The sequence below is a fragment of the Arthrobacter sp. 05T423 genome (genome assembly GCF_056396245.1).
Map to the genome: position 1 here is coordinate 26339 of NZ_JBFTLC010000040.1, position 19977 is coordinate 46315.

Genomic DNA, 19977 nt, shown 5'->3' on the forward strand with positions numbered 1-19977 from the left:
GCCAGCGCCAGTTAGCTCAACCACAAGGCTTGGTCCCCCCGCGGCAACCTTTCCCCAAGGAATACGCTGCAGAGTTTCTAGTGGCCGGCACAAGCCACATTGGATCGAAAGGATGGCGATGAACATCAGACGGACTGCCTTGTCGGCAGCGGCTCTACTCGGAGCCTTGGCGGTGGCCGGCTGCGCCCCGTCAGCTCCCTCCCCGGTGCCAACCGTTACCGTGACCGCGGCACCCGCGGCCACGCCCGCAGCCCCGAAATTCACGGCAGCCACAAGCGGCAAAATCCTGGCGGCCCGGATCATGGCACGCGCCCACCCCAAGACCGCCGACATCAAGATCACAGGCGTGGAGTGCAAGAACTTCCCCAATATCAAGGTGGGCACCCACACCGATTGCCAAATGAGGGTGAACGGCGCCAAGCGCGGGTACCTCGCCACCTTCACCGGGAGCGACGGCCACTACGTGGTCAAGGCGCAGAAGCTCACCTGGTAGCCAAGGGGCGCAGCGGCGAACTCGCGTCGAGAGACGCGGCATTGCCTGTCCGGCGGCGCGAGAAGGTCCATTTTCACACCGGCGTGCTTCCACGGCAATAACAGTCGCAGGCCGTCGTGTTTGATCATGGACGAATGAAATGGCCCCGCACGAATACCGTGCGGGTGTGAGATTCCAAGCTATTCGGATCACTCCGCATTGTTGACCTCACTGTTTCCGCGGGTTCCTCAACCACGCGACGACATCGCTGTTCCAATGTACTTGACCTTTTTCTCGGCCCTCGGCTCTTACACCACAGCAAGTTTCGGACCTAAGTGGATTCGCGATGGCCACCCGGAACAAGCCCACAGGGGCCGCGGTCCACGTTGGGCTGCTTCCCTCTCGGAGCAGGGTCATCGGTCACTCAGTACTCCAGAACCAAGCATCTCGTCGTCGCCCGGCAGCAGCCCGAAGGAGACTGCGCCGCCCAAAAGCCAAGTGGCAACCGCATCTCCCGCACATGGCAAACAACCACCAGCTAGCCCAGACCCAAGCCCATTCATCCGGCCAAACCGAGGACTAAGAGAGAGGAGTTGTTCGCGGCGTTGCCGTTAATGGCACTGTCAGTTTCGAGGTCGAGCCGTATCAGAGCGTGCAGTCGCAGGTGGCCTACTTAGACTGCATAGGACTAGGCGTGTCTCCAAACCGTCTGAGCCAGAGTGTGATGGCGTGCAGGACGGCTGCTCCTCGATCGACGATGGCGAGCTTGTCGTATCGGGTGGCGCGCCCGCGCCATTGCTTGGCCTGGTTGAAGGAGCGCGGATCTGCTCGAGCGTGGCGGTCATCATCGTGGTGTCGTTAATGTTCCCGCGCCTTGGCAACGGTGTTGACCGACGATCATGCGTCGGTAGCCCCGAGTGTGACAGCATTTATGCATGGGTATTTTTGACGTCGTTGCACGCGCATCAGGTAGCCTTCGCCCGCTGTCCGACGAGGAACTCGCTGACGAGCGCGAGGCGGTGCGACTGCGTCATGTTTCCGGCGAAGACCACTACGACGAGTTGCACCGCTATGACGACGAGATGGTGCGACCTGGCTGGCCTATGGCCGAAGTCAAGGCTGCAGCGTCCTTTCCCGTCTGATGTATACGGAGACTTTTGTCCCTTTCTTTTCAATCAACTGTGAAGGGTCAATTTGAGACCTACGGGGGCATTATTCTTTCCCCACGGTATGAGCTCGCCCCAGAGCCTTGGCCCAGCTCGCAAGGCACCGAAGTGGGGGCATACGCGTTTGACAGATTCGGCTGGAGGATCGCGGACAAGACGTTCTTTGGAGCAGACAAGACTTTCGAAGCTGAAATAGATCACCTGATAAAGAAAGCTCAAACTGCTTCCGAAGCTTAGAGATGCCCCACGGCGCCTTCCCGTCTGGGGCTGCATTGACAGCATCCGCAGTGGAGTTTCCTGTTTCTTTACTCTTCTGGGAACTGGCGGACAATGTCGGTGGAAAAGGCGTTCAGCAATTTATGTCTGAGTTTCTTGCTGTTTTTCCAGTCATCGGTGTGGACCTCGGTGCTTCTTCCGCGCCGATCCATCAGGCAGATGCAGCCGCAGCTGCGGTCACCTACGAGGATGACGTCGGCCAGCTTGATCGCCTTCGTTTTGCCTGATTCGAGCTTCAGCAAGTGGGTTTCTGTGAGCGTTAAGGCGGCTTTAGACGTCTTGCTTCGCCATTTCTGATGCCCGTCGGGGGATTCTTGCGGCTTTAGGTCGTCTGTGCCGTTGTGGCGCTGCCAGATCTCATAGGGGTCCAAAATTAGTTTCAATGCAGCCGCGTCGGCTTTGCGGACCTTGGTGTTCTCGTCGACGGCAACGATGAGTGATTCCAGGGATGCCGTCAGTGTGGCCGACAATTCAGGTCCGGTTATCGAGGCGGCCGTATCGAGCAGTGCCTGCCTGGTTGGAGTGGCTCGTCCGAGAAGGCCGTTGACTGCCATCTGGGTGAGGTAATCGGAAGCGACGGTATCGTCCCACGTGAACAATGCTTGGAGTGCGTGGTGGGCGGCCTGAAGCGCGTCGTCGGTGAAGCCCCCGGCGGCCACGTCACGGACAGCAGCGACGCTGGCCTGCAAAGCTGCGGCGGTGTTGGCCGGGACCGGGTCGAGGATGAGGTCGAGCTGGCAGCAGTCATCATCGAGCTGCGTTGTGAGAATCACGACCGAGTAGATGAGGCCGCTGGGGTGCCGAAGCCGTGCGAGCAGCTCATATCTCAGCGCCTCTCCAAGGAATGTTGAATTCCTCGACGGGACCATGAAGGACAGTGCCACTCCGCTCTTCTGCGACCTGATCAGGGTTGGCGTTGTGATGACGGGTTCAGGCTGGTGCCGGGTGACGGGGGTGCCCTGCGGAAGACGAATGTCCAGGGAGCCGGGTACCGGTCCGGTGAAGGCGACGGCCGCGTTCTCTGCCGTGAACCATCGCTGGGCCCATTCGATCGCTTCGCCCCGGCTGATGCCTGTGATCGTCGGGGAACCAAAGTGCCCGGCACCCTGCCCGTTCGTTCCGAACCGGCAGGTCAGCAGGCCACTGGACACCGTACTGAATCCTCTTGGGTTCTCCGCTTCCATGATCGATTTTTCCAGTGCGAGATCTTCCTCGCTCACAGCCGTAAAACCGGAAACGGCGTCGGCGATGGCATTGAGATAGCCGGCAACGGCATCGGCGTCGCCACAGGCGTAGAACTCAACCGAATCCATCTGCACCGCTCCGCCGTGCCACAAAGTCACCGGTTGCACCATACGGAGAACTGCGTGCTCTACCAGATGAGTAATGCCAGCCAGCGTCACTGGTTCGTTGCGGAACCCAACGCCGAACATGAGTGACCCGGTGAAGATGCCGCCTCGGTCCACCGAATACGAGGGAATGCCTTTGTGCGAACTCTTCCTCACCATCTGCCTCATGAGTCACAGTCTCGCAGACACGACCACGACCCCGGATCAATGGGCAAAACGATAGACCCGGATCCTGGGGCCGCTACGGCAACCCGTCCCATTCGGGTTCCGTTGATGGTCCTAGTCAGCCCAGCGTTGCCAGTAATTATCGGCGGCCTGCAGGAATCGCCGTGGATGCGTTCGCAGTCCGATGATGGGATGGCTGTCCGGCCTGCCAAGATAACCGGAAGCGTTGTTACCCGGGGTGAAGCTGACAGCAAGCAGAAATCCAAGGGCGAGGACGGGTGCGAAGCTCAGCAGCGTGAGGACCAGTCCATAGGGCAGCCCTGGCGCGTGCCGGCGTCGAGTCTGTAGTCGGAAGCCGCCAAGATAGGTGCCCAAAGTGTTTCCGCGGGGCATATAGGAGCCAATTAGCCACCAGCAACAAAAGCACCATGGCCATGGCAACAAAGCCCTGGTGCGCTGGTATAAGAAAGAACATCGAAAGCGCCGGTCCACAAACCACGAGCGCATCGACGATAAGCGCGAACAGGAGTGAGGGCCAGTCCACAATTACGGGTTCAGGGGTTTCCACACAGTGATTCTGCCATGCGGCCGTCGCCATCGCTGCCAATAACTGACAAGATCCCAGGGCAGGCCGAAAATGCCACATGACACCCCCTGGGGTCTCGTCTCGTGCCCCAATGGGCGCATCGCCGAGGGGACTATGGACTAGACCTATGGAACTGTGCTATGAAGGGTTCCTTCTATAGGCCCGGGCGTGGCAGGTTGTATCGAGTTGTTTGCCAGAAAAGTACCTAATCCCCGAGTCGGCGGCGTTGCGGCTACCGGCGGCGCAGGTGAAGAGCCTTCCGAGCTATTCGAGACGGTATTACTCCCGCCCGCGTTAGGCTGACGCCATGGATTTCTCCTTTGAGTACACCTATGACACCCAGTACATGCCGGAGCAGCCAAAGGAACTTCACGAGAAGATCGCCACAACGGGCACTCATCACGAGAAGTGGGATCTGGCCGGCCGCGACGACTTGTCGCCGGAAGTCATTGCCATCCTGTCCCAGGACTCTGACCCAAGCATCAGAGAGAGCATTGCCACCAACCATCTGACCCCGACCAACGTACTGGCCTCGCTTGTCAGTCAGCACGCCGATCAAATTCCGGCCGCCTCGATACATGAGAACGCCCCTGCCACACTCAAGGACCTGGCTCCGATTCTCTGGCAGACAGACGGGTCAATCTACCAGTACCTCAAGGACAAGGAAGCGACGGAGGACGAATCCACCCGGTTCCGGAAACAGCGTGATCGCTTACTCCGTCAACACGGGAATCGACTGAAGAAGGCCCAGAAGGGGTTGTCGCCGGAAGAGTGGCCTGACATCGATCAGCCGCGCACGCCTCTGGTGGGCGAGGTGTGGAGGTCCATACGTCCTGACGGCGACGAGCCGCCATCGCCATACAGCCAAGAGTTCCTCCAAGCCGCCGCCTACTATTGGGACCGCTGGTCCCGGTCCGTTGGGTCAGAGAGATAAACCTGAGAGTGTTCTGACAGCCCGGCATCCAGCCTTTCCCAGAACGCTAAACGAACACTCAACGGCTACCACGGCCTGCCCATCGATGACACCCCCAATTCAGGGTGTTGCGCTCACCACCTGAACTCGCCGCGCAGAGGTTTTGAGACAGATCCAGTCGAGTCTGGAGACCAAGGTTCAGCTGACTTCATGAGCCGCTGACTTCCAACCGGCTGCACCTCTGGTCCCAAGGTCGGCCAAAGGCCCCTGATCCCGTTCCGGTAAGGGTTCCGGACATGGGATAAGCTCCACCTCTCGCGGTCTTGCTCCACTCCCGGCTATCGGGAGAGACTCACGGCATGACCTTAACGTTTCAGCAGGGCCTGCTGTTCTGGCCGGGAATTATTCTTGTGGCCGTCAGCTGCTGGCTATTGGCTAGGGCCACACGGCGCGGACCGGAGGCGTATACGTCGGATGACAGGAAAAGGACATTCATGAAAATTGCGCTCGTTTGTACGGCGGGTGCAGTGTTGCTTCTAGCCTTAGTGTTTGTTAATTAGGGTTGACCGCGGTATCTGTACCAGGAATCACGCTCGATTAGAAGGTTCCCAACCAAGGCGCGCGGTCGCCGCCGCTGCAATCACCACATAACCACGGTTTGCAAGTGAATTTCTGGGACATGACCTACTTCACTGAGACGGCTAGCGTTGCAGAAGTCTTCATTGCCGTTGTCTGCCCATCTTCCTCATGTTCTGGGGATTGCTGATCTGGTTTTACCGCAGGAAAGGGGAAAGCCCGTTTCGAGCGAACGCCCCAAAGCTTTTCGTATACGGCGCAAAAGGCCTTCCCTGGCTCATTGGGGTGGTCTGCCTATTTTGCACTGTCCGGGCTTTCACTCCCGGGAATCTTTGGTGAACGTTGATCAGGGGTCAGCGTTCCCGCAGGAGAATGGACTAGACCTAACGACTTGTGCCGTGAGGGGTTCTTCTTTCGGGGACGATGGAACCGCCGGACTGAGCCTATGAAAAAATCGGCCATTCCAACCTTCATAGGTCGCTGCATCAACTGAATTACTGAATGAGGTTGGCGGCTAGACTCCCAGCTTCTCACCGACTCGGCGGGCCGTTTCTAGCTTCGAACGCCACCGATCTGGCCAGCCTGCCGCTATCCACTCCGCCTGGGGGTGGTGACCGAGTTCGCCGAGATAGACCACCTCATCAATGGCAGTCTGTTGCCGGGCTGTGACTGCCGCAACCATATCGAGCGGCCCCTCCCACCCGTATCCGCCGAGGAATGCCTCGATCCGAGCCCGCCGGTCCAAAGTCTCGTCGAACCCGCGGTTTCGTAGCTCGGTCGGGTCATCCTCGAACGGAGCGAACCACTCGAGGGCATATGCGACATCGCTCAATCTGTTGCCCGGCCGGGCAACGTCCCAATCGAAAAGGCCGACGGCGAGACCGTCACGCCAGGCGAAGTTCGCAGGCTGCGGGTCGCCATGGCAGACTATCTCGCCTGGTGAGAAAGGGACCGCCCAGTTCGCATCTGTCGGTGGCACCCAGCCAACTGTTGCATCATGAACTCTGCGCAGCAGTTGACCAGCTGAACGAACCGACTCGACTTCCAGCTGATGGGCCCATGCATCCGATCCAGCGTCACCGGGAATGAGCCTCACATGCTCGACCCCGGCGGAGATATAAAGGGGTTCTGGAACGGGCAACCCGGAGGCGTGCAAATGCTTGAGAAGGGCATGTACCGTCGGTGTCCATGGCTTGGCCGGTCGCTCGACGACGTTCTTATTGATGCGGACCTCGCGCATTTGTCCCATTCGAAAAGCGTAGCCGCCCCGCACGCACACGAACGCAGCGTTCGGTGGGGTTCTTCGAACGGAACGTCTCCTCTACAGACGAGTGGATGAGGCAGAAGCCACCGGTCTGACAAGATCGATGCTCTGTGTGCTCCTGTCAGCGCATCGTCAAGCGCATGACATCTCCGCCGTCTCCACTTGCCTTAATACGGGTGATGAAGCCGAACTGACGGTAGAGCGACACAGCGGAGATTCCGTCCTGATGTGGCTCCTTCTCCAAGAACCGGATCATTCTCACAACATCAGAACGCTTTACTTCTGGCACTCTGAAATATGCATAGGCGAATGCAGGCGAAGAGCCGGTAGTCAGAACCCGGATAGTGAATTTCTGATCCGGCAGCTCACTCCTCAGTAGCGCACTAAGGTCGGGGACATGTGTCAGTAGAGAACGAAAGGACCGTGCGGCTTCCTGTCGGGAGTCTTCTCCCTCGCCTCTGGTCCGCACACCCAGCTCAACGACGAACGAAGGCTTATAGGATCCAGGATTTGGGCTTCCGTGCGCCATTTCAGCCGTCGCCATTTTTCACGGACATTGGCCACCCGAGCCAACACGACCGAGGCTGCGCCTGCTAGGAACTCCCAGTGCTCCTGAACCCAGATCAGAGTTTCAAGAAATGCCGGACCGCCGGCTGCGGCACCGAATCCGGATCGAAAGCACCGCCTAGAAGAAAGCCCTTCCTTCTTCAGAAAATCACCGATGATGTCCAAAACCCGATCGGTGAGTCCTTGAACGTCGTAGACGGCTGAGCCCCGGAAGTAGGCCGTATAGTCGATGCCTTCGAAGTCGCTTGGCGCACTGCCATCCACTGGAATCATGTCTTGAATATAGAGCAGCCCTGAAAGACAGCCCGACTAAAAGCTAATGCTTACCCGGCATCCCAACCACGGGTCTGGAACGTCCCCGCAGAGGTTCGGCTCCTGGTAATCCGATCGCCAGAGTATGCGAATCAATGGATAGGATTCGCGGATGAGGATGTCGTACCCGCACTGGGTCCAGTTTCAAGGTCAGAGGATTGGTCTCGTATGGCAAACGGACGATGTGGCTGGCGACGAAGGCGGTGCTGATGGCGTTCTCGTCTGCAACGGCCAGATCGTGTGGGCCGGCACCGAAGAGGATTTTTCGTTGGCCCGCCTGCACAACCTCACCTTGGAAGCAGGCAACGAAGAACCTCAGAACCTTGACGGGATCGAAGGCCTTCTGCAGTTGCCGGCATCAGATGACACCTGTGCGCAGCTCCTGAATGCGTGGAACCTCCTAGGCGACATTGCACGCATTGTGAATGCATCGCTTGATGATCGCGGACCGGAGGCGGACAAGTGTTGCGACAAACTCTTCTACGGCAATAATCTCCCCAGCATCACTCCACCAGGTGAGCACTACGGCCCGTATTTCGATGACCATGAGCAGCGTGTTATCAGCGAGATCCTGGACCGCGGCCGGGTGATCCTGGCCAGTCGCCTCGATCGCCGAGCGACGACGCCTGGAACTGGGCTCGGGTGACCGGCTCCGGTTGGGCTAGTCCATCGGAATCGCTCCGGTTGCCGTTCTCCCAACGGAGCAGTTGCGATTCGGCATGGCCGCGCGGCGGTTCCGAGCGGCCCCTGCCCTTTGCTGCCAACGCAGGCCTAGTTGCCGTTGAGCGAAACCGGTCCGAGTGAGTTTCTAAACATGACCATGTCACCGTAGCGCTGGGCGATTTCAAGAACCGTCGGGTTGTCTTCCAAGCGAGGGTCCCCCGGTTCTATCAGGACGGTGACGACCACGGTGTCCCGAGAGGTGTCTAGTCCGACGGAATCGATTCCTCCTTTGGCCTCTTTGAGATACTCCTCTGCCAAGGTGTCTTTGAGTGCGTCGAGCTCGGACCAACACCACTTGGCGTCAGTTGTGACAACCTGCCTACGCCCAGGATCAAGTCTGTCTGCCAGTTTTTCGAAATCTGAGGCTGCCTTGTCGCCTGGCTCCGCTACGCCGACGAAAATCTTGGAGGAGTCGGCGGAGAAGTAACCGCCGGAGAAAGTGTCCGGATGGGCGGAGACGTAGTCGTTGATCGTGTTGCCGATCTCATTTAGCTCGCCACTGGCCTGGCCGGTGTAGATAGGGTCGGTGTAGATGCGGACAGGCTTTTTCGTTCCGGGCGTTTCCTCGGGCGATCCTGCGCCCGAGCCTGTGTATCCCTCCTGGTTTGCGCATCCCGACAAGCAGATGAGTAATCCAAGAATTCCCACAAACAAGGGCCTGAGAACACGTTTCACTTGTCGCCATTCCCTAGTCGATAACCGTTGAATCGTTAAGTGAACTCTTCGCTGGCAACAGGGCCATGTCAAGGAAGTCAATGTCAGTTGGCGACATTGATTTTAGTTATGAACGAAGCCGAGGTACTCGATCAGCTGGGAATGTAGAAGGCCATCGCTCCGCTTACCTCCGGACGCCAAACCATCCAAGCGACAATGATGGCGACAACAACAACCACCATTAGCAGGGCCGTGACGAGGACTCCCCGGGGCTTCATAGGTACAGCCTAATCTCAGGTGTGCCTCTCAGACATTACTTTTGGATCACACTGGGCGCATGGGCAGAGCATCTCGCGAGCCATTATGCCATTCAGCGTTCCTTCATGGGGTGAGGTCCAGCTCGAACATACCGCGATCCTTGGCCATGAATCCCGTTCGGGAATGGCGAGGGCTACCACCCACACGTCTAGAAGGGTACGCGGCTACTCTGGGCGGCTTCGCCTTGGCTTAAGGCGGTACCAGAGGACAACCAAACCAATGAGGTTGGCAGTGGCAAACCCAAGCGCCACCACGATTATGACGATATTGAAGGTGATCCAAAATGGCGAGGAGAATTCATTGAACAGTGCGGCTACCCCGGGGATGAGTCCGCCAACGATGCCTGGTACGGACGGAAACCACCGCTTCTTCTCGGGACCGGCTTTCATCTCATCGTCCATGTGTGAGCTAGACCTCTCTTCTCATCCCAAGGCGAGGATACGGTGAATTTCCCGTTCCATTTAGTCTCTCCGGAGCGGCCATGCGACAGCTTTGATGCGCGGTTGTTCCGGAGCCTTTTCTCATTCGGCCCCAATTGAAACGGGTGTATCGCGGCTTCGTCCAAAGAACGTTCCCGCAGGAGAATGGACTAGACCTAACGACTTACTTGTGCCGTGAGGGGTTCAGCAGCCGGCCCAAATCAATGCCTAAGCGACTCGGCAAGGGAGCTTAGGGGATAAGTATTCACGTCGGTTTACGGTTCGCCGCGGTGCTCTCGTTCACTACTGAAGAAGAACATGGCTACGAATCCTAAGCCAAGCAGTGCCAGGATGACCAGGATCCAGTTGGACTGAGTAACAACGAAGTAGATTCCAATAATCAACATGCCGATGAGCCCTTGGAGCGCGAGTCTAGGCCTTGCGTTCGTTTTACATCAAGAGCCCCCGACTGAAACCTTCTATAAGGGAGCGCTCTCAGAATCCCGAGGGCCGAGACGGTTGTAGTCTCTTCGCAGATTTCATCCCGTTACGGCTTCCCGAGGGAGAAATATGGACTAGACCTAGCGAACTGTGCCGTGAAGGGTTGCGTTTCGGCATCTGGTTATAAACAAGGGTGCGCTTACGTGCTCCACGTTAGGGCTCCAAGGCCCGTCACGACGGGAAGGCGATATTCATGGCCATCAGTGAACCGAGAACGATGCACACCACACCGAAACAAACAGATGCCACCGCATACCAACGCAGAAACGTCTTCTCTCGTTTCCGCACTGCCGGCCGTTGGTAATCGAAGGACAGCATGAACCTGGCGCTGAAGTCTCGAGCCAGAATGAAAAAAGCGCCTACAAGGATAGTGAAAATGATCGCGACAGCCCTCATTGTCAGTGGCCTGTCACTATGCCGTAAACCGCAATAAGAATGCCTAGGACAATCCAAGACATCCCGATGATGCGCGCCCCTCGCACGTTCTTCCGCTTCCAGGCCTCCTTGTCCAGGCTTGGACGGAAGTACGTTTGGCTATTTACAGCCGCGTTAGTCAGAGGGCGAGCTACGAGGAAGGCTAGGATGCCCGTTGCGATCAGAGCCAAGCCGAAAATCGTTCCGGGCGACATGTGCACTCCCACTCTCCATGTGGATTGAGGTGAGTCTAGGCTTCGTTGTCGTTGCCCTCAAGGCGGTCGAGTCTCCGCAGACCGTTGCATTCAGAGGCGGAGGCAATATTCCGCCCGGTGAAGGTTCCCGCAGGAGAATGGACTAGACCTAACGACTTGTGCCGTGAAGGGTTGGTGCTGTCAGCCGCCGGAGTAGAGCGTTATCTCCCCGGTCGACTTCCGGAACATGACCATCTCTCCGTACTGCTGCGCGATTTTCAGCACCGCCGGGTTGCTTTCTAGAGGAAAACCTTCGCTCCGCACTGTGACTACAACCGTGTCTAGAGCAGTGTTGAGCCCGATGGATTGGATGTCGCCCTTGTTCTGCGCGAGGTATTCCTGGACCAGGATGTTCTTCAGTTCGTCGAGTTCAGACCAAGACCATTTCGCGGGCTTTGTGAGCACGCGTTGCCGTCCGGGGTCCAGCTTATTGGCTAGCTCCTCAAAACCTGACGCCGCCGGATGATCAGGCTGCGATACACCAATCATTACCTGTGAGGAATCGGACGAAAAGGAACCTCCTGAAAAGACCTCCGGATACTTAGCGATGTAGTCGCGGATCTTGTCACTGATCACATTCAATTGCGAACTGGCTTGTCCCTTGTACGACGGTTCTATATAGAGTCGAATGCCCAGTTCCTTCGCCGACTTCGTCTGAATCGGTTGTTCCTGTTCGTGGCCAGATGTGTTCGTCAGGTACGGCTCAGAGCATCCGGTCAGGGACAAACCGACGAGCGCCGCTACCAGGAGCGGCGAAAAATTCCGCATGTCGACGAGACCTCCTTTGCAACCTTGCAAAACGGATCGGCTCCCGCCAAAATTCAGCGCTTACAACGCAGTATCAAGCCGACCCAGCTGGTTGTCAACGCAATGAAACGTCGCCCGGAGTAGGGCGGCTTCCCAGCTTAAGAATCTCTTCAAATGACGACGTGGCGGCTCAACATGGACTAGACCTCTCCAACTGTCCCAGCCGAGGTTCCCCGAAGGCACGAACTCGCGGCACTGTGTTTTGACTATGGAGCGTCCGGCTTGGCAGGGCGCCAAGGGTGCTTGGGGTCCTTGCCTTGTTCGCGCCAGTATTCGTCCCTTTGCCACAGTGAAAACCGGGTGGCCCAAACGCCCAAAACGATGACTCCGGCCCCGAGGATGGCAACCTTGATCCAGATCCACGGCTCGGTGGTGAACGGCAGTAAGTTCAAGGCCAGCACGATTGGCATGAAGAACATCATGTAGTAAGTGAGCCGGCGGAATCTCCGCTGGACTTCCGGGCTGGCACGGACAGGTTGAATATCTACCGGACCTAAGCGTACCTGCTGCCACCGTTTGTACGTGTAGGGCAGCATTAATGTGAACAGGACCAACGTGCCAACACCTGGAGCAAAGTCCCACACGCTTGTCTTGGAGTCGGCTCCATAGAAAATGAGAACCACGGCCACAAGACTCAGCATCCATAGCGTGACTTGAATCCAGAACATTGCGCGCAACAACTTTTGGTCGCTCTTTCGACCGGCCGTTTCCCAGTCCACCATCTCATCAGCGTAGGTGGGCAGAAACACTTACGTAAGTAGCTCCCTCCGCCACCTCTGCCCTAGGAAATGATGGCCGCTCGTCGTGCTCGCTCAAGGTTCTGTTGATGGTCCTAGCCCCGATTTTTCATGAGGTCGGGTGATGGCCGTTGGTTGCGGTTGGCGGGTTGGTCGGTGGTTGTTTTCTGTTTTCGGGCAGTGTGGTGTGGCCCGTTGGTTCGCTTCGGGGTTGGCGCCGGTTCCACGTCCGGTGATGGGCTCTCCTCGGGACAGGATCAGCGGGGGCTCAGCCGGGGGCGGGCAGGAGCTCTCTCAGGAGGCCGGTGTTTTCCAGGAGCAGTTTCAGGAGGTCTTTCTCGGGCGCTGATTCCGGTAGAAGCAACTGGTTGCGGCGGGCGCGGGTGATGATTTTCCCGGCTGTTGCGAAGAGCCGGTAGCGCCAGCGCTTGATGTCCCAGGCTTTGGCGTGGTGGCCGTCCGGGAGGGCGGCGAGCTGGAGCCAGGAGACCAGGTTGAAGGCGAGGGCGGCGATGTCCGCCCAGGCCTGGTTCGCGGCGAAATCGAAGAACGGCAGCTTGCCCAGGCCGGTGTTTTTCAGGGTCTTAATCCTGTTCTCGCACCTGCCGCGGGCTCGGTGCCTGGCGTCCAGGAACGGTCCGTGCCAGCGCGCTGAGTTGGTCAGCAGTGCGGTGATCCGGTGCCCGTCGGTATCGAGCAGCGTGGGCTGCGCGCCGGGGTGCAGCGGCTCGGCCCGGAGGAACAGTTTGGTGCCGGGCGGGTAGGCGGTGAGCGGGATGACGTCGGTGGCGTTGATGACCCACGCGTCGGTGCGTTCGGTCCCGTGCTGGTCCAGTGCCGGCTGCCAGTACTGCTTGTTGGTGATCCAGTCGATCATGTGGGTTTTGCCGAACGGGAGGGTGTAGCTGGTGGAGAACTGCACGCCGAGGCTGTGCAGGTGCCAGAGGAACTTCCGTGAGGCCCCGGCACTGTCCGTGCGGACCAGGACCTTCTCCCCGGCCAGCGCCCCGGTGCCGTTGAAGAACCCTTCGGGCAGCTGGGCGGCGGCGGTGTGGAAGACCCGGATGTGGTCCTCGGCGCTGTTCGCCCCGGCGTTCCCGGGGCGCAGCACCGTCGCGAGGATTTCCCCGGACCCGTGACCGGCACCGTAATCACAGGACGCGATAAACGGGGCGAACCCGTAACCGCCTTTATAGGTGCCGGCGACGTTCTCCTTATCGGAATGCGAGGTCACCAAGGGTCGCGTCGATGTCGATGATGAGCGGGTCCTGCCGCCGTCGCGGACAGGGCCGGGTTCCGGTCCCCGGCAGCGTCCCAGACCCTGCTGCGCAGTTCCCGAGGGAGGGTCTCAAACCCGTAGCTGACCAGCTCCGGATTGGCCACGGTGCGTTCAAAGAACCGGGACACCGTCGCATTCGAGGGCAGCTGCCCGAAGACCGCGGGTGAGGAACGCAGGATGTCCAGGTCCGAGGCGTGCTCGCCTCCGGCGGCGAGCATAGCGGCCAGAGATCCGATGACCCTGCCGGAACGATGCCTCGCGCCGGAGGGAACGAACTGGCCGAGGCGCTCGTCGCAGAGCCTGCCGAATCCCAGGGCGTCCATGAACCCGGTGAGGACGCTGACTCCGGCGTGGGAGATCAGCGACTGGCCGGTGAAAGTGACCGGAAGGGACGGAAAAACACGGGTAGACTTTTGCATCGAAAGGGTGCTCCCTCGCTCGGCAAATAACGGTCTCGACAACCACTATTTTCCCAGTTCAGAGCACCCTTTCCCTGCTTAAACACGCACGCCAAGCGATGCGCCATGAAAACCCCGGGCTAGTCAGCCCAGCGTTGCCAGTAATTATCGGCGGCCTGCAGGAATCGCCGCGGATGCGTTCGCAGTCCGATGATGGGATGGCTGTCCGGCCTGCCAAGATAACCGGAAGCGTTGTTACCCGGGGTGAAGCTGACAGCAAGCAGAAATCCAAGGGCGAGGACGGGTGCGAAGCTCAGCAGCGTGAGGACCAGTCCATAGGTCAGCCCTGGCGCTTGCCGGCGTCGAGTCTGTAGTCGGAAGCCGCCAAGATAGGTGCCCAAAGTGTTTCCGCGGGCATATAGGACCCAATTAGCCACCAGCAACAAAAGCACCATGGCCACGGCAGCAAAGCCCTGGTGCACTGGTATAAGAAAGAACATCGAAAGCGCCGGTCCCCAAACCACGAGCGCATCGACGATAAGCGCGAAAAGGATTGACGGCCAGTCCACAATTACGGATTCAGGGGTTTCCACACGGTGATTCTGCCATGCGGCCGTCGCTATCGCTGTCAATAACCGACAGGATCCCAGCGCAGGCCGAAAATGCCACATGACACCCCCTGGGGTCTCGTCTCGTGCCCCAATGGGCGCATCGCCGAGGGGACTATGGACTAGACCTATGGAACTGTGCCATGAAGGGTTCCCCACCTGGACCCCGGTGAATCACCACGCAGGCGGGGCCGCCTCTGTGTGGCGACCGCTGGTCGGTGCGGTGGTCCGACTTCTCGCCAGTACGATGAGCGGCATGAGATTGAAGCGCACCCGTTCGGAGGGGAGGGGGCCGCGGCGATGAGTGATAAGGAAGATGCACCTGGTGCTTTATTAGAGATGGTGTCCGAAGTGCAGCGAATCATTGCGGAATTACCGGCGGGTTTGAAGGGCGCCGTTGATCTACGCGGACGTCACGTGTACATGGAAATTCAGGTTCGTGATTCGCCCGCTTTCGAGGTGGTACTGGGTAGTGAAGCGCCTGAGATTGTGTACGACGAACAGTTCATTCAATATAAGTTGATCGGCGGCGAGATAAGTTGATCGGGGCGAGCTGGAAGATCAATTCGAGTTCGCGAGAACAACCGCGTATCAAATCGTTGAGTTCCTTCTGAGTGGGAGGAAGGCCACTCTGCGCAAGAGCCGCATCTTCCGCCGGACCTACCTCTGCGTGCCCTTGTCAGATGGCACTGAGTGGAGGATGAAAAAATTCTCTGCGGACTAGTCTTTGACCCGCTTTTTGCCTCTTCAGTCAGCGCGCCCGGCGGTTGACATGCTCGACAAGCTTTCCACGCCCTAGCTCCTAGGACACTCGCGAACGGAAGGGGCGGCCCTGCCAAAGACTGGACCGGTCGACGTTCCCCGCAAGGGCCGACGAGCCGCCAACTCGCGAGGCTGAAGCACAGGCCGGTACGGGATCGGCTTGTGGGCCTTCGACCCGTACACTCCCCGTGGTTCCTCAGGACCACAAGAGCGATACTTTAGGCATGAGGAGGCGCGGAATTGCCAGAGGCGCGTTAATTGGCGGTCTCGCCGTTGTGCTTGCTGGCTGCACCCCAACCGTTCAACCAGGCGACCGTACCACCGGCACTGTCGAGGCGTCGAAGTCCTCGACCGCAGGAGCGGAACTCATGGGCCAGGGAACGGTGCTTCAACGGCGACCCGCAGAGCCCGAATTCTGTTTGGGCTACATAGCGGCGTCTGATCCTCCCACGTGCAGGGGTCCAGTCATCGACGGCTGGAACTGGGACTCGGTCAGCGGATCGGCGACCGTGGGGACGGTCACGCATGGTGATTACCTGCTGCAGGGAACATGGGACGGCAAAACGTTCACACTCGGGCAAACACCTCCACGGCCGCTCGGCCTCAATGAATATGTCCTCCGCGGGCCAAGTGACCCACGCCGGGATGCAGCGCATCGAGGGGCTGGCACAGCGGATCAGCTAAGGAAGATCCGGCATGAACTGTTGAACTCCGCCGAGCCGACAAGGCTTTCTGTGCTAGCCGAAAACGGCTACGTCTTTTTGAAGGTCATTTACGACGACGGGAGCATCCAGAAAAAGATGGACCGACGCTACGGCGAGAAAATTGTCGCCGTCGAATCGGCGCTTTTACCCGTCCCTTAACACGTCGTACCACCGGATTCACAGCAAGGACAAGCCGCTCCCGCCGGACTGTCCCGCAGCGGGGACAGTGCTAGAGCCCACGCTGGCTTCGTCTTCGAGGGAGTCTCGCAGCTGATCGACTAAGGGCGGGACCACCTCGACTAGCCCAAGTTGTACTCCCGGGCGAGTTGGAAGGCCTGCGAGAAATCACTGTTAATCGGATCGCCGTGTGGCGCCGGCGAGGATGGAGCATGACGGAGGGCTCCACGAGAGCGCAGGCAATCCATGCGTTCTTCGACTATCCGAAGCACGTCCGCTGCATTGGCCAGATTGCTACTTTTCAATTCGATGTATGGAAGGTCGCCTTCCTCGTAGGAGTACTCGATGCCCCGCGCGTCAACGACCAGAGTGAACTCGCCATGGATGAACATCTCAGCCACGTCTTCAAGTGTTTCCCGGTCATTGAAGAAGTGCACTGCTCCTTCCTCGTCGACGGCCAATACGGGGTAGGAAATAAGCGCCGGCACCGGGCTGTCCCCGGCCTGACGGCTTGCAATTCCTTGCCAGCGACTCAGCGCCTGTGCCAGGACTGATTCGTACTGGTTGCGGGCGAACATGATGGTCCGAGGGCCCCGAACTGGCTTGACGTCATCGGCGTCACCGGTGTCATCCTGCCAGCCGGCTTCCGCCCAGATGACCGTGTTTTCTGTTCGGCGAACCTCAACGCTCAACGCTCCGCATCCTGCTTCCAAGCAGCCAGGACATACCAGCAACGCAACCCGCCCGTCGCTGAAATCAGGTTCCGCAAGCCCCAAAAGACGTTGTACCTGAGCCAGGGCATGACCAGGGTTGTCTGTTCTAAGGGCCGTTCCCTCCGCCGGTGGCATTGCTTGATCCAAGTCATAGACATCCGAGAGGATCTGTCCGTCAATCAGGAACTCCTGCACGGATGATGACTGCGGCTCGAGGTGCCAAAAACGTGGAAACTGACGGACAGACCAGTACCGGACCACGTCCCGGAGTTCGAGCGTCGAAAGAATTCCATCCATGATCGCAATTATGGCCGCAAGGCTCTCAAGGCTCTCAAGGCTCCGCAGATGACCCGATAGACGTTAGCTGGCGGGCGTGACAGGTAAGCTCCTCGCCATAGTGCACAGACTCATCGACCGACGGAAACAAAGTAACCGGCAAGCACTCTGGTGGGGGTCATTTGGAGGGGTGCGGGCGTCGGATTCTGCATTGTTCCGTGGTCGGCAAGGTGCAGCAGCTCTCGGTCGCCCAGCGGCTTAGCCAAGTTGATGGTGCTCACGGGTGTTTTCAGGATCGCGTTACAAGGCGTCGCAAGTGCGTTCTGATAGAGGGGAAGAGGGTCCGGAGTTCCCTGGTTCCAAAGGTTGGCCGGGATATTTCCCGGCAGCGCACTTTCCGACGTGGACGGAGAGGGCGGCTCCGCAGTACAGCCTGCAGCCGTCAGCGCCATCACGGCGCTCACCGCCGTTACCGCCAGCTTTCTCACTGGCCGCGAGAGGACGCCCATGCCCTGAAGCTATCCCCAGAAGCAGCTACTGTCTACGCACCCAGACATTCGGGAACGTGCCTCCCGTTTAGCGTTCCTCGAATCGCATAGCGGAGCCGCTGACCGACATCGGGGCAGCAAACCCTCGCTAATTTAGTAATCCTCGGCGACGACTTGATCGCTCGCTGACACTCGGATGCTTTCGAGCACGCGTTGCTGGATTATGTCGTCGATGCACTCCGCAGATCCCCCTACGTACACGCTGCGTGCATAGATGTCGTTGCCGACTGCCCAGGAACCGTCCTCGGGGATCCACCAGAGAGGCATGTCCGTCCCGCGAGCCGCTGCAACTGCGCCCACATCTGCAAGCGAACCATGCCGCACATGCATTTGCCTGCCGTACGGGCCAAGGATAGTGCCCGCGCCGCGGTAGGCATCGTTCAGATCGGCGTAACCCTCCCACGCAAGAAAATAGACAGAATCTGGAGTCTTGGTGCGTTCACCCAGAATGGAGGCCAATGTGGTCGCTACCTCCAAGTCAAGGCCGCCCATTATCGGGTCCACGCGGGGCAGTTCTGAGGGTCTGGGCTGCATGGCTACATCCTGCCATTGCGTCCGACCGGTAATCGTGGCGGCCGTTCCAGCCACTTCTGTCCACCTCCTGGCGACTCCGGTAGCGCGGGCAGGGTTGAAGACCCGGCAAAATGCCGGAAAGTCCAATGGAAAGAATTCAGACACAGTGAGTTCAGTTCTTGCATTTCCACCGGGCATTTCAGAAAGCCAGGAAGGGAGAGTTGATCGCGCCGGCGTCTTCATTCCCACATGGTAGTCCTACTGTCCTAAGTCGAATGGCAGGAGTTGTCATGGCATCGGACGAGATCATGTCCGGGTCAGCGTTCCACATTGGACTGGACCTTCCAAGTTGGCCCGGTTGAGGTTGGTCGCGAGGGACCTTGGAGCCCCACTCGTGCTGTGCGACGGGCGCGCCCGGCAGTCAACGCGGACTCTTGTTCGGAGTGTCAGCTGGCGATATGCTCCGCATACATTTCTCGGCCATCCGGCATGTGTGGCCATCGTACGAGGGGACTAACCGAACATGAGTCGCCGTTACCGCTCCCCCGAGTTGCTCAGGGTCAACAGGCGCCATGTGAGAGCAATCGCCTGGATGATTGCACTCATGGGTGTACTTGCGGGCTGTGGCCCAGCCGGGAATGCTCAAGCACCCGCATCGGATGCCAAGGAAGCAGCGTCAACTCCCGCAAGCATGTCGGGAGTTGGTGGGACGAACGGAACCGATTGCTTTATCCGGGACGACTCGAGCCGCCAAATTTGGTTTGGCGAGGCAAAGCCTAGCGTGAGCGCCTTGGGGAACGCGCTTCAAGCCATCGCTGATGAGCACCAGGGATCAGACAACGGGGGTTGCGCTGTGCCCGCACTACGAAGGAGCAGCGATTTTTGTTGTTTCGCCCGGTGACGGCGTGCGTCAAAAAATCGCAGAAGTAGCTTCGAAGTTTCCCGATCTGCAAGTGATCACCCGTACAACCACGGCTTCTATTTCCCAGTTGTTCACCGTCGGTAGGAAGCTGCTCAAGCGCCCAGACATGCAGGGCCTCGTTACAGGTGTCTCTCCCGACATTTACTCCGGGGGCCTGCTTTTAACCGTCGCCCAGGACGAATGGCCATTATCGGAGAATGAAAAACGTCGAATCAACGATGTCGTCGAAGCCATAAATGGTTAATCGCGCCTAGGGAAGAACCGACGTCACCCTGGCCTGGGAAATGCACCGCTTCGCCTTCCCGAGGGGACTAGACCTAGCGAACTGTGCCGTGAAGGGTTAGCTTTGGAGACCGCACCTTAGGAGGGCTAGGAGACCACCGTAGCGGGCGTCCTCTTCGCTCAGGGTCAGGGTGGAATCGAGAGGCCCGCGCTGGCGCAAAGGTTCATCGGGAGGGTGCGGGCGTCGGATTCTGCATTGTTCCGTGGTCGGCAAGGTGCAGCAGCTCTCGGTCGCCCAGCGGCTTAGCCAAGTTGATGGTGCTCACGGGTGTTTTCAGGATCGCGTTACAAGGCGTCGCAAGTGCGTTCTGATAGAGGGGAA

At 58.8% G+C, this 19977-nt stretch carries 19 protein-coding genes and 1 pseudogene; 7 read left to right on the forward strand and 13 right to left on the reverse strand.

What is annotated here, in order from left to right:
* The first annotated feature begins 118 nt into the window (after positions 1-118).
* Together AC1DFE_RS21380 and AC1DFE_RS21385 are read left to right on the forward strand one after the other, a co-directional pair.
* Positions 119-493: a hypothetical protein gene (locus tag AC1DFE_RS21380; RefSeq protein ID WP_476907864.1), complete on the forward strand. Its 375-nt coding sequence runs from the start codon at positions 119-121 to the stop codon at positions 491-493.
* Positions 494-1407: 914 nt separating this feature from the next.
* Positions 1408-1614 carry a hypothetical protein gene (locus AC1DFE_RS21385; protein ID WP_476907865.1) on the forward strand — a complete coding sequence of 69 codons (207 nt, stop codon included), beginning with the start codon at positions 1408-1410 and terminating at the stop codon, positions 1612-1614.
* Positions 1615-1943: 329 nt separating this feature from the next.
* Here the strand turns inward: AC1DFE_RS21385 and AC1DFE_RS21390 are convergent, their stop codons facing one another.
* Complete coding sequence (locus AC1DFE_RS21390) at positions 1944-3431, reverse strand: peptidase M16 family protein (protein WP_476907866.1); 1488 nt, start codon at positions 3429-3431, stop codon at positions 1944-1946.
* A gap of 890 nt (positions 3432-4321) precedes the next feature.
* On the opposite strand from AC1DFE_RS21390, the gene AC1DFE_RS21395 reads away from it, so the two are divergent.
* Complete coding sequence (locus tag AC1DFE_RS21395; protein WP_476907867.1) at positions 4322-4948, forward strand: hypothetical protein; 627 nt, start codon at positions 4322-4324, stop codon at positions 4946-4948.
* 1069 nt (positions 4949-6017) lie between these two features.
* Here the strand turns inward: AC1DFE_RS21395 and AC1DFE_RS21400 are convergent.
* Positions 6018-6752: a phosphotransferase enzyme family protein gene (locus tag AC1DFE_RS21400; RefSeq protein ID WP_476907868.1), complete on the reverse strand. Its 735-nt coding sequence runs from the start codon at positions 6750-6752 to the stop codon at positions 6018-6020.
* 417 nt (positions 6753-7169) lie between these two features.
* Positions 7170-7607 carry a hypothetical protein gene (locus AC1DFE_RS21405; protein WP_476907869.1) on the reverse strand — a complete coding sequence of 146 codons (438 nt, stop codon included), beginning with the start codon at positions 7605-7607 and terminating at the stop codon, positions 7170-7172.
* Positions 7608-7758: 151 nt separating this feature from the next.
* Between AC1DFE_RS21405 and AC1DFE_RS21410 the strand changes: the two genes are divergently transcribed.
* The gene (locus AC1DFE_RS21410; RefSeq protein WP_476907870.1) at positions 7759-8292 is read left to right on the forward strand and encodes a hypothetical protein; all 534 of its coding nucleotides are present in this window, start codon (positions 7759-7761) and stop codon (positions 8290-8292) included.
* A gap of 125 nt (positions 8293-8417) precedes the next feature.
* Here the strand turns inward: AC1DFE_RS21410 and AC1DFE_RS21415 are convergent, their stop codons facing one another.
* The 8 genes and pseudogenes from AC1DFE_RS21415 to AC1DFE_RS21450 all read right to left on the reverse strand — a co-directional run bounded on the left by AC1DFE_RS21415 (position 8418) and on the right by AC1DFE_RS21450 (position 14743).
* Entirely contained in the window at positions 8418-9044 is a 627-nt protein-coding gene (locus AC1DFE_RS21415) for a hypothetical protein (RefSeq protein ID WP_476907871.1), read from the reverse strand.
* Between the two features lie 131 nt (positions 9045-9175).
* Complete coding sequence (locus AC1DFE_RS21420; protein ID WP_476907872.1) at positions 9176-9301, reverse strand: hypothetical protein; 126 nt, start codon at positions 9299-9301, stop codon at positions 9176-9178.
* A 204-nt stretch (positions 9302-9505) separates the two neighbouring features.
* Positions 9506-9742, reverse strand: coding sequence for a hypothetical protein (locus AC1DFE_RS21425; protein WP_476907873.1), 237 nt, complete (start codon positions 9740-9742; stop codon positions 9506-9508).
* A gap of 293 nt (positions 9743-10035) precedes the next feature.
* Complete coding sequence (locus AC1DFE_RS21430) at positions 10036-10167, reverse strand: hypothetical protein (protein WP_476907874.1); 132 nt, start codon at positions 10165-10167, stop codon at positions 10036-10038.
* Positions 10168-11070: 903 nt separating this feature from the next.
* A complete protein-coding gene (locus AC1DFE_RS21435) occupies positions 11071-11697 on the reverse strand; it encodes a hypothetical protein (protein WP_476907875.1) in 627 nt (208 codons plus the stop codon).
* 245 nt (positions 11698-11942) lie between these two features.
* Positions 11943-12485, reverse strand: coding sequence for a hypothetical protein (locus AC1DFE_RS21440; RefSeq protein WP_476907876.1), 543 nt, complete (start codon positions 12483-12485; stop codon positions 11943-11945).
* 256 nt (positions 12486-12741) lie between these two features.
* A pseudogene (locus tag AC1DFE_RS21445) lies at positions 12742-14171 on the reverse strand (IS1380 family transposase).
* Positions 14172-14290: 119 nt separating this feature from the next.
* A complete protein-coding gene (locus AC1DFE_RS21450; RefSeq protein WP_476907877.1) occupies positions 14291-14743 on the reverse strand; it encodes a hypothetical protein in 453 nt (150 codons plus the stop codon).
* Positions 14744-15058: 315 nt separating this feature from the next.
* Between AC1DFE_RS21450 and AC1DFE_RS21455 the strand changes: the two genes are divergently transcribed.
* Both AC1DFE_RS21455 and AC1DFE_RS21460 read left to right on the forward strand, forming a co-directional pair.
* Positions 15059-15301, forward strand: coding sequence for a hypothetical protein (locus tag AC1DFE_RS21455; protein WP_476907878.1), 243 nt, complete (start codon positions 15059-15061; stop codon positions 15299-15301).
* Positions 15302-15888: 587 nt separating this feature from the next.
* Entirely contained in the window at positions 15889-16383 is a 495-nt protein-coding gene (locus AC1DFE_RS21460) for a hypothetical protein (RefSeq protein WP_476907879.1), read from the forward strand.
* Positions 16384-16523: 140 nt separating this feature from the next.
* Here AC1DFE_RS21460 and AC1DFE_RS21465 read toward each other — a convergent pair whose 3' ends face one another.
* Complete coding sequence (locus tag AC1DFE_RS21465) at positions 16524-17411, reverse strand: hypothetical protein (protein WP_476907880.1); 888 nt, start codon at positions 17409-17411, stop codon at positions 16524-16526.
* Between the two features lie 620 nt (positions 17412-18031).
* Positions 18032-18472 carry a hypothetical protein gene (locus AC1DFE_RS21470; protein ID WP_476907881.1) on the reverse strand — a complete coding sequence of 147 codons (441 nt, stop codon included), beginning with the start codon at positions 18470-18472 and terminating at the stop codon, positions 18032-18034.
* Between the two features lie 797 nt (positions 18473-19269).
* Between AC1DFE_RS21470 and AC1DFE_RS21475 the strand changes: the two genes are divergently transcribed.
* Entirely contained in the window at positions 19270-19617 is a 348-nt protein-coding gene (locus AC1DFE_RS21475; protein WP_476907882.1) for a hypothetical protein, read from the forward strand.
* Positions 19618-19977 lie beyond the last annotated feature (360 nt).

Coding starts and splice junctions, on each gene's coding strand:
- AC1DFE_RS21380 (WP_476907864.1), top strand. CDS start 119: ATGAACATCAGACGGACTGCCTTGTCGGCAGCGGCTCTACTCGGAGCC.
- AC1DFE_RS21385 (WP_476907865.1), top strand. CDS start 1,408: ATGGGTATTTTTGACGTCGTTGCACGCGCATCAGGTAGCCTTCGCCCG.
- AC1DFE_RS21390 (WP_476907866.1), bottom strand. CDS start 3,431: ATGAGGCAGATGGTGAGGAAGAGTTCGCACAAAGGCATTCCCTCGTAT.
- AC1DFE_RS21395 (WP_476907867.1), top strand. CDS start 4,322: ATGGATTTCTCCTTTGAGTACACCTATGACACCCAGTACATGCCGGAG.
- AC1DFE_RS21400 (WP_476907868.1), bottom strand. CDS start 6,752: ATGGGACAAATGCGCGAGGTCCGCATCAATAAGAACGTCGTCGAGCGA.
- AC1DFE_RS21405 (WP_476907869.1), bottom strand. CDS start 7,607: ATGATTCCAGTGGATGGCAGTGCGCCAAGCGACTTCGAAGGCATCGAC.
- AC1DFE_RS21410 (WP_476907870.1), top strand. CDS start 7,759: ATGAGGATGTCGTACCCGCACTGGGTCCAGTTTCAAGGTCAGAGGATT.
- AC1DFE_RS21420 (WP_476907872.1), bottom strand. CDS start 9,301: ATGAAGCCCCGGGGAGTCCTCGTCACGGCCCTGCTAATGGTGGTTGTT.
- AC1DFE_RS21425 (WP_476907873.1), bottom strand. CDS start 9,742: ATGGACGATGAGATGAAAGCCGGTCCCGAGAAGAAGCGGTGGTTTCCG.
- AC1DFE_RS21430 (WP_476907874.1), bottom strand. CDS start 10,167: ATGTTGATTATTGGAATCTACTTCGTTGTTACTCAGTCCAACTGGATC.
- AC1DFE_RS21435 (WP_476907875.1), bottom strand. CDS start 11,697: ATGCGGAATTTTTCGCCGCTCCTGGTAGCGGCGCTCGTCGGTTTGTCC.
- AC1DFE_RS21455 (WP_476907878.1), top strand. CDS start 15,059: ATGAGTGATAAGGAAGATGCACCTGGTGCTTTATTAGAGATGGTGTCC.
- AC1DFE_RS21460 (WP_476907879.1), top strand. CDS start 15,889: ATGGGCCAGGGAACGGTGCTTCAACGGCGACCCGCAGAGCCCGAATTC.
- AC1DFE_RS21465 (WP_476907880.1), bottom strand. CDS start 17,411: ATGGATGGAATTCTTTCGACGCTCGAACTCCGGGACGTGGTCCGGTAC.
- AC1DFE_RS21470 (WP_476907881.1), bottom strand. CDS start 18,472: ATGCAGCCCAGACCCTCAGAACTGCCCCGCGTGGACCCGATAATGGGC.
- AC1DFE_RS21475 (WP_476907882.1), top strand. CDS start 19,270: ATGAGCACCAGGGATCAGACAACGGGGGTTGCGCTGTGCCCGCACTAC.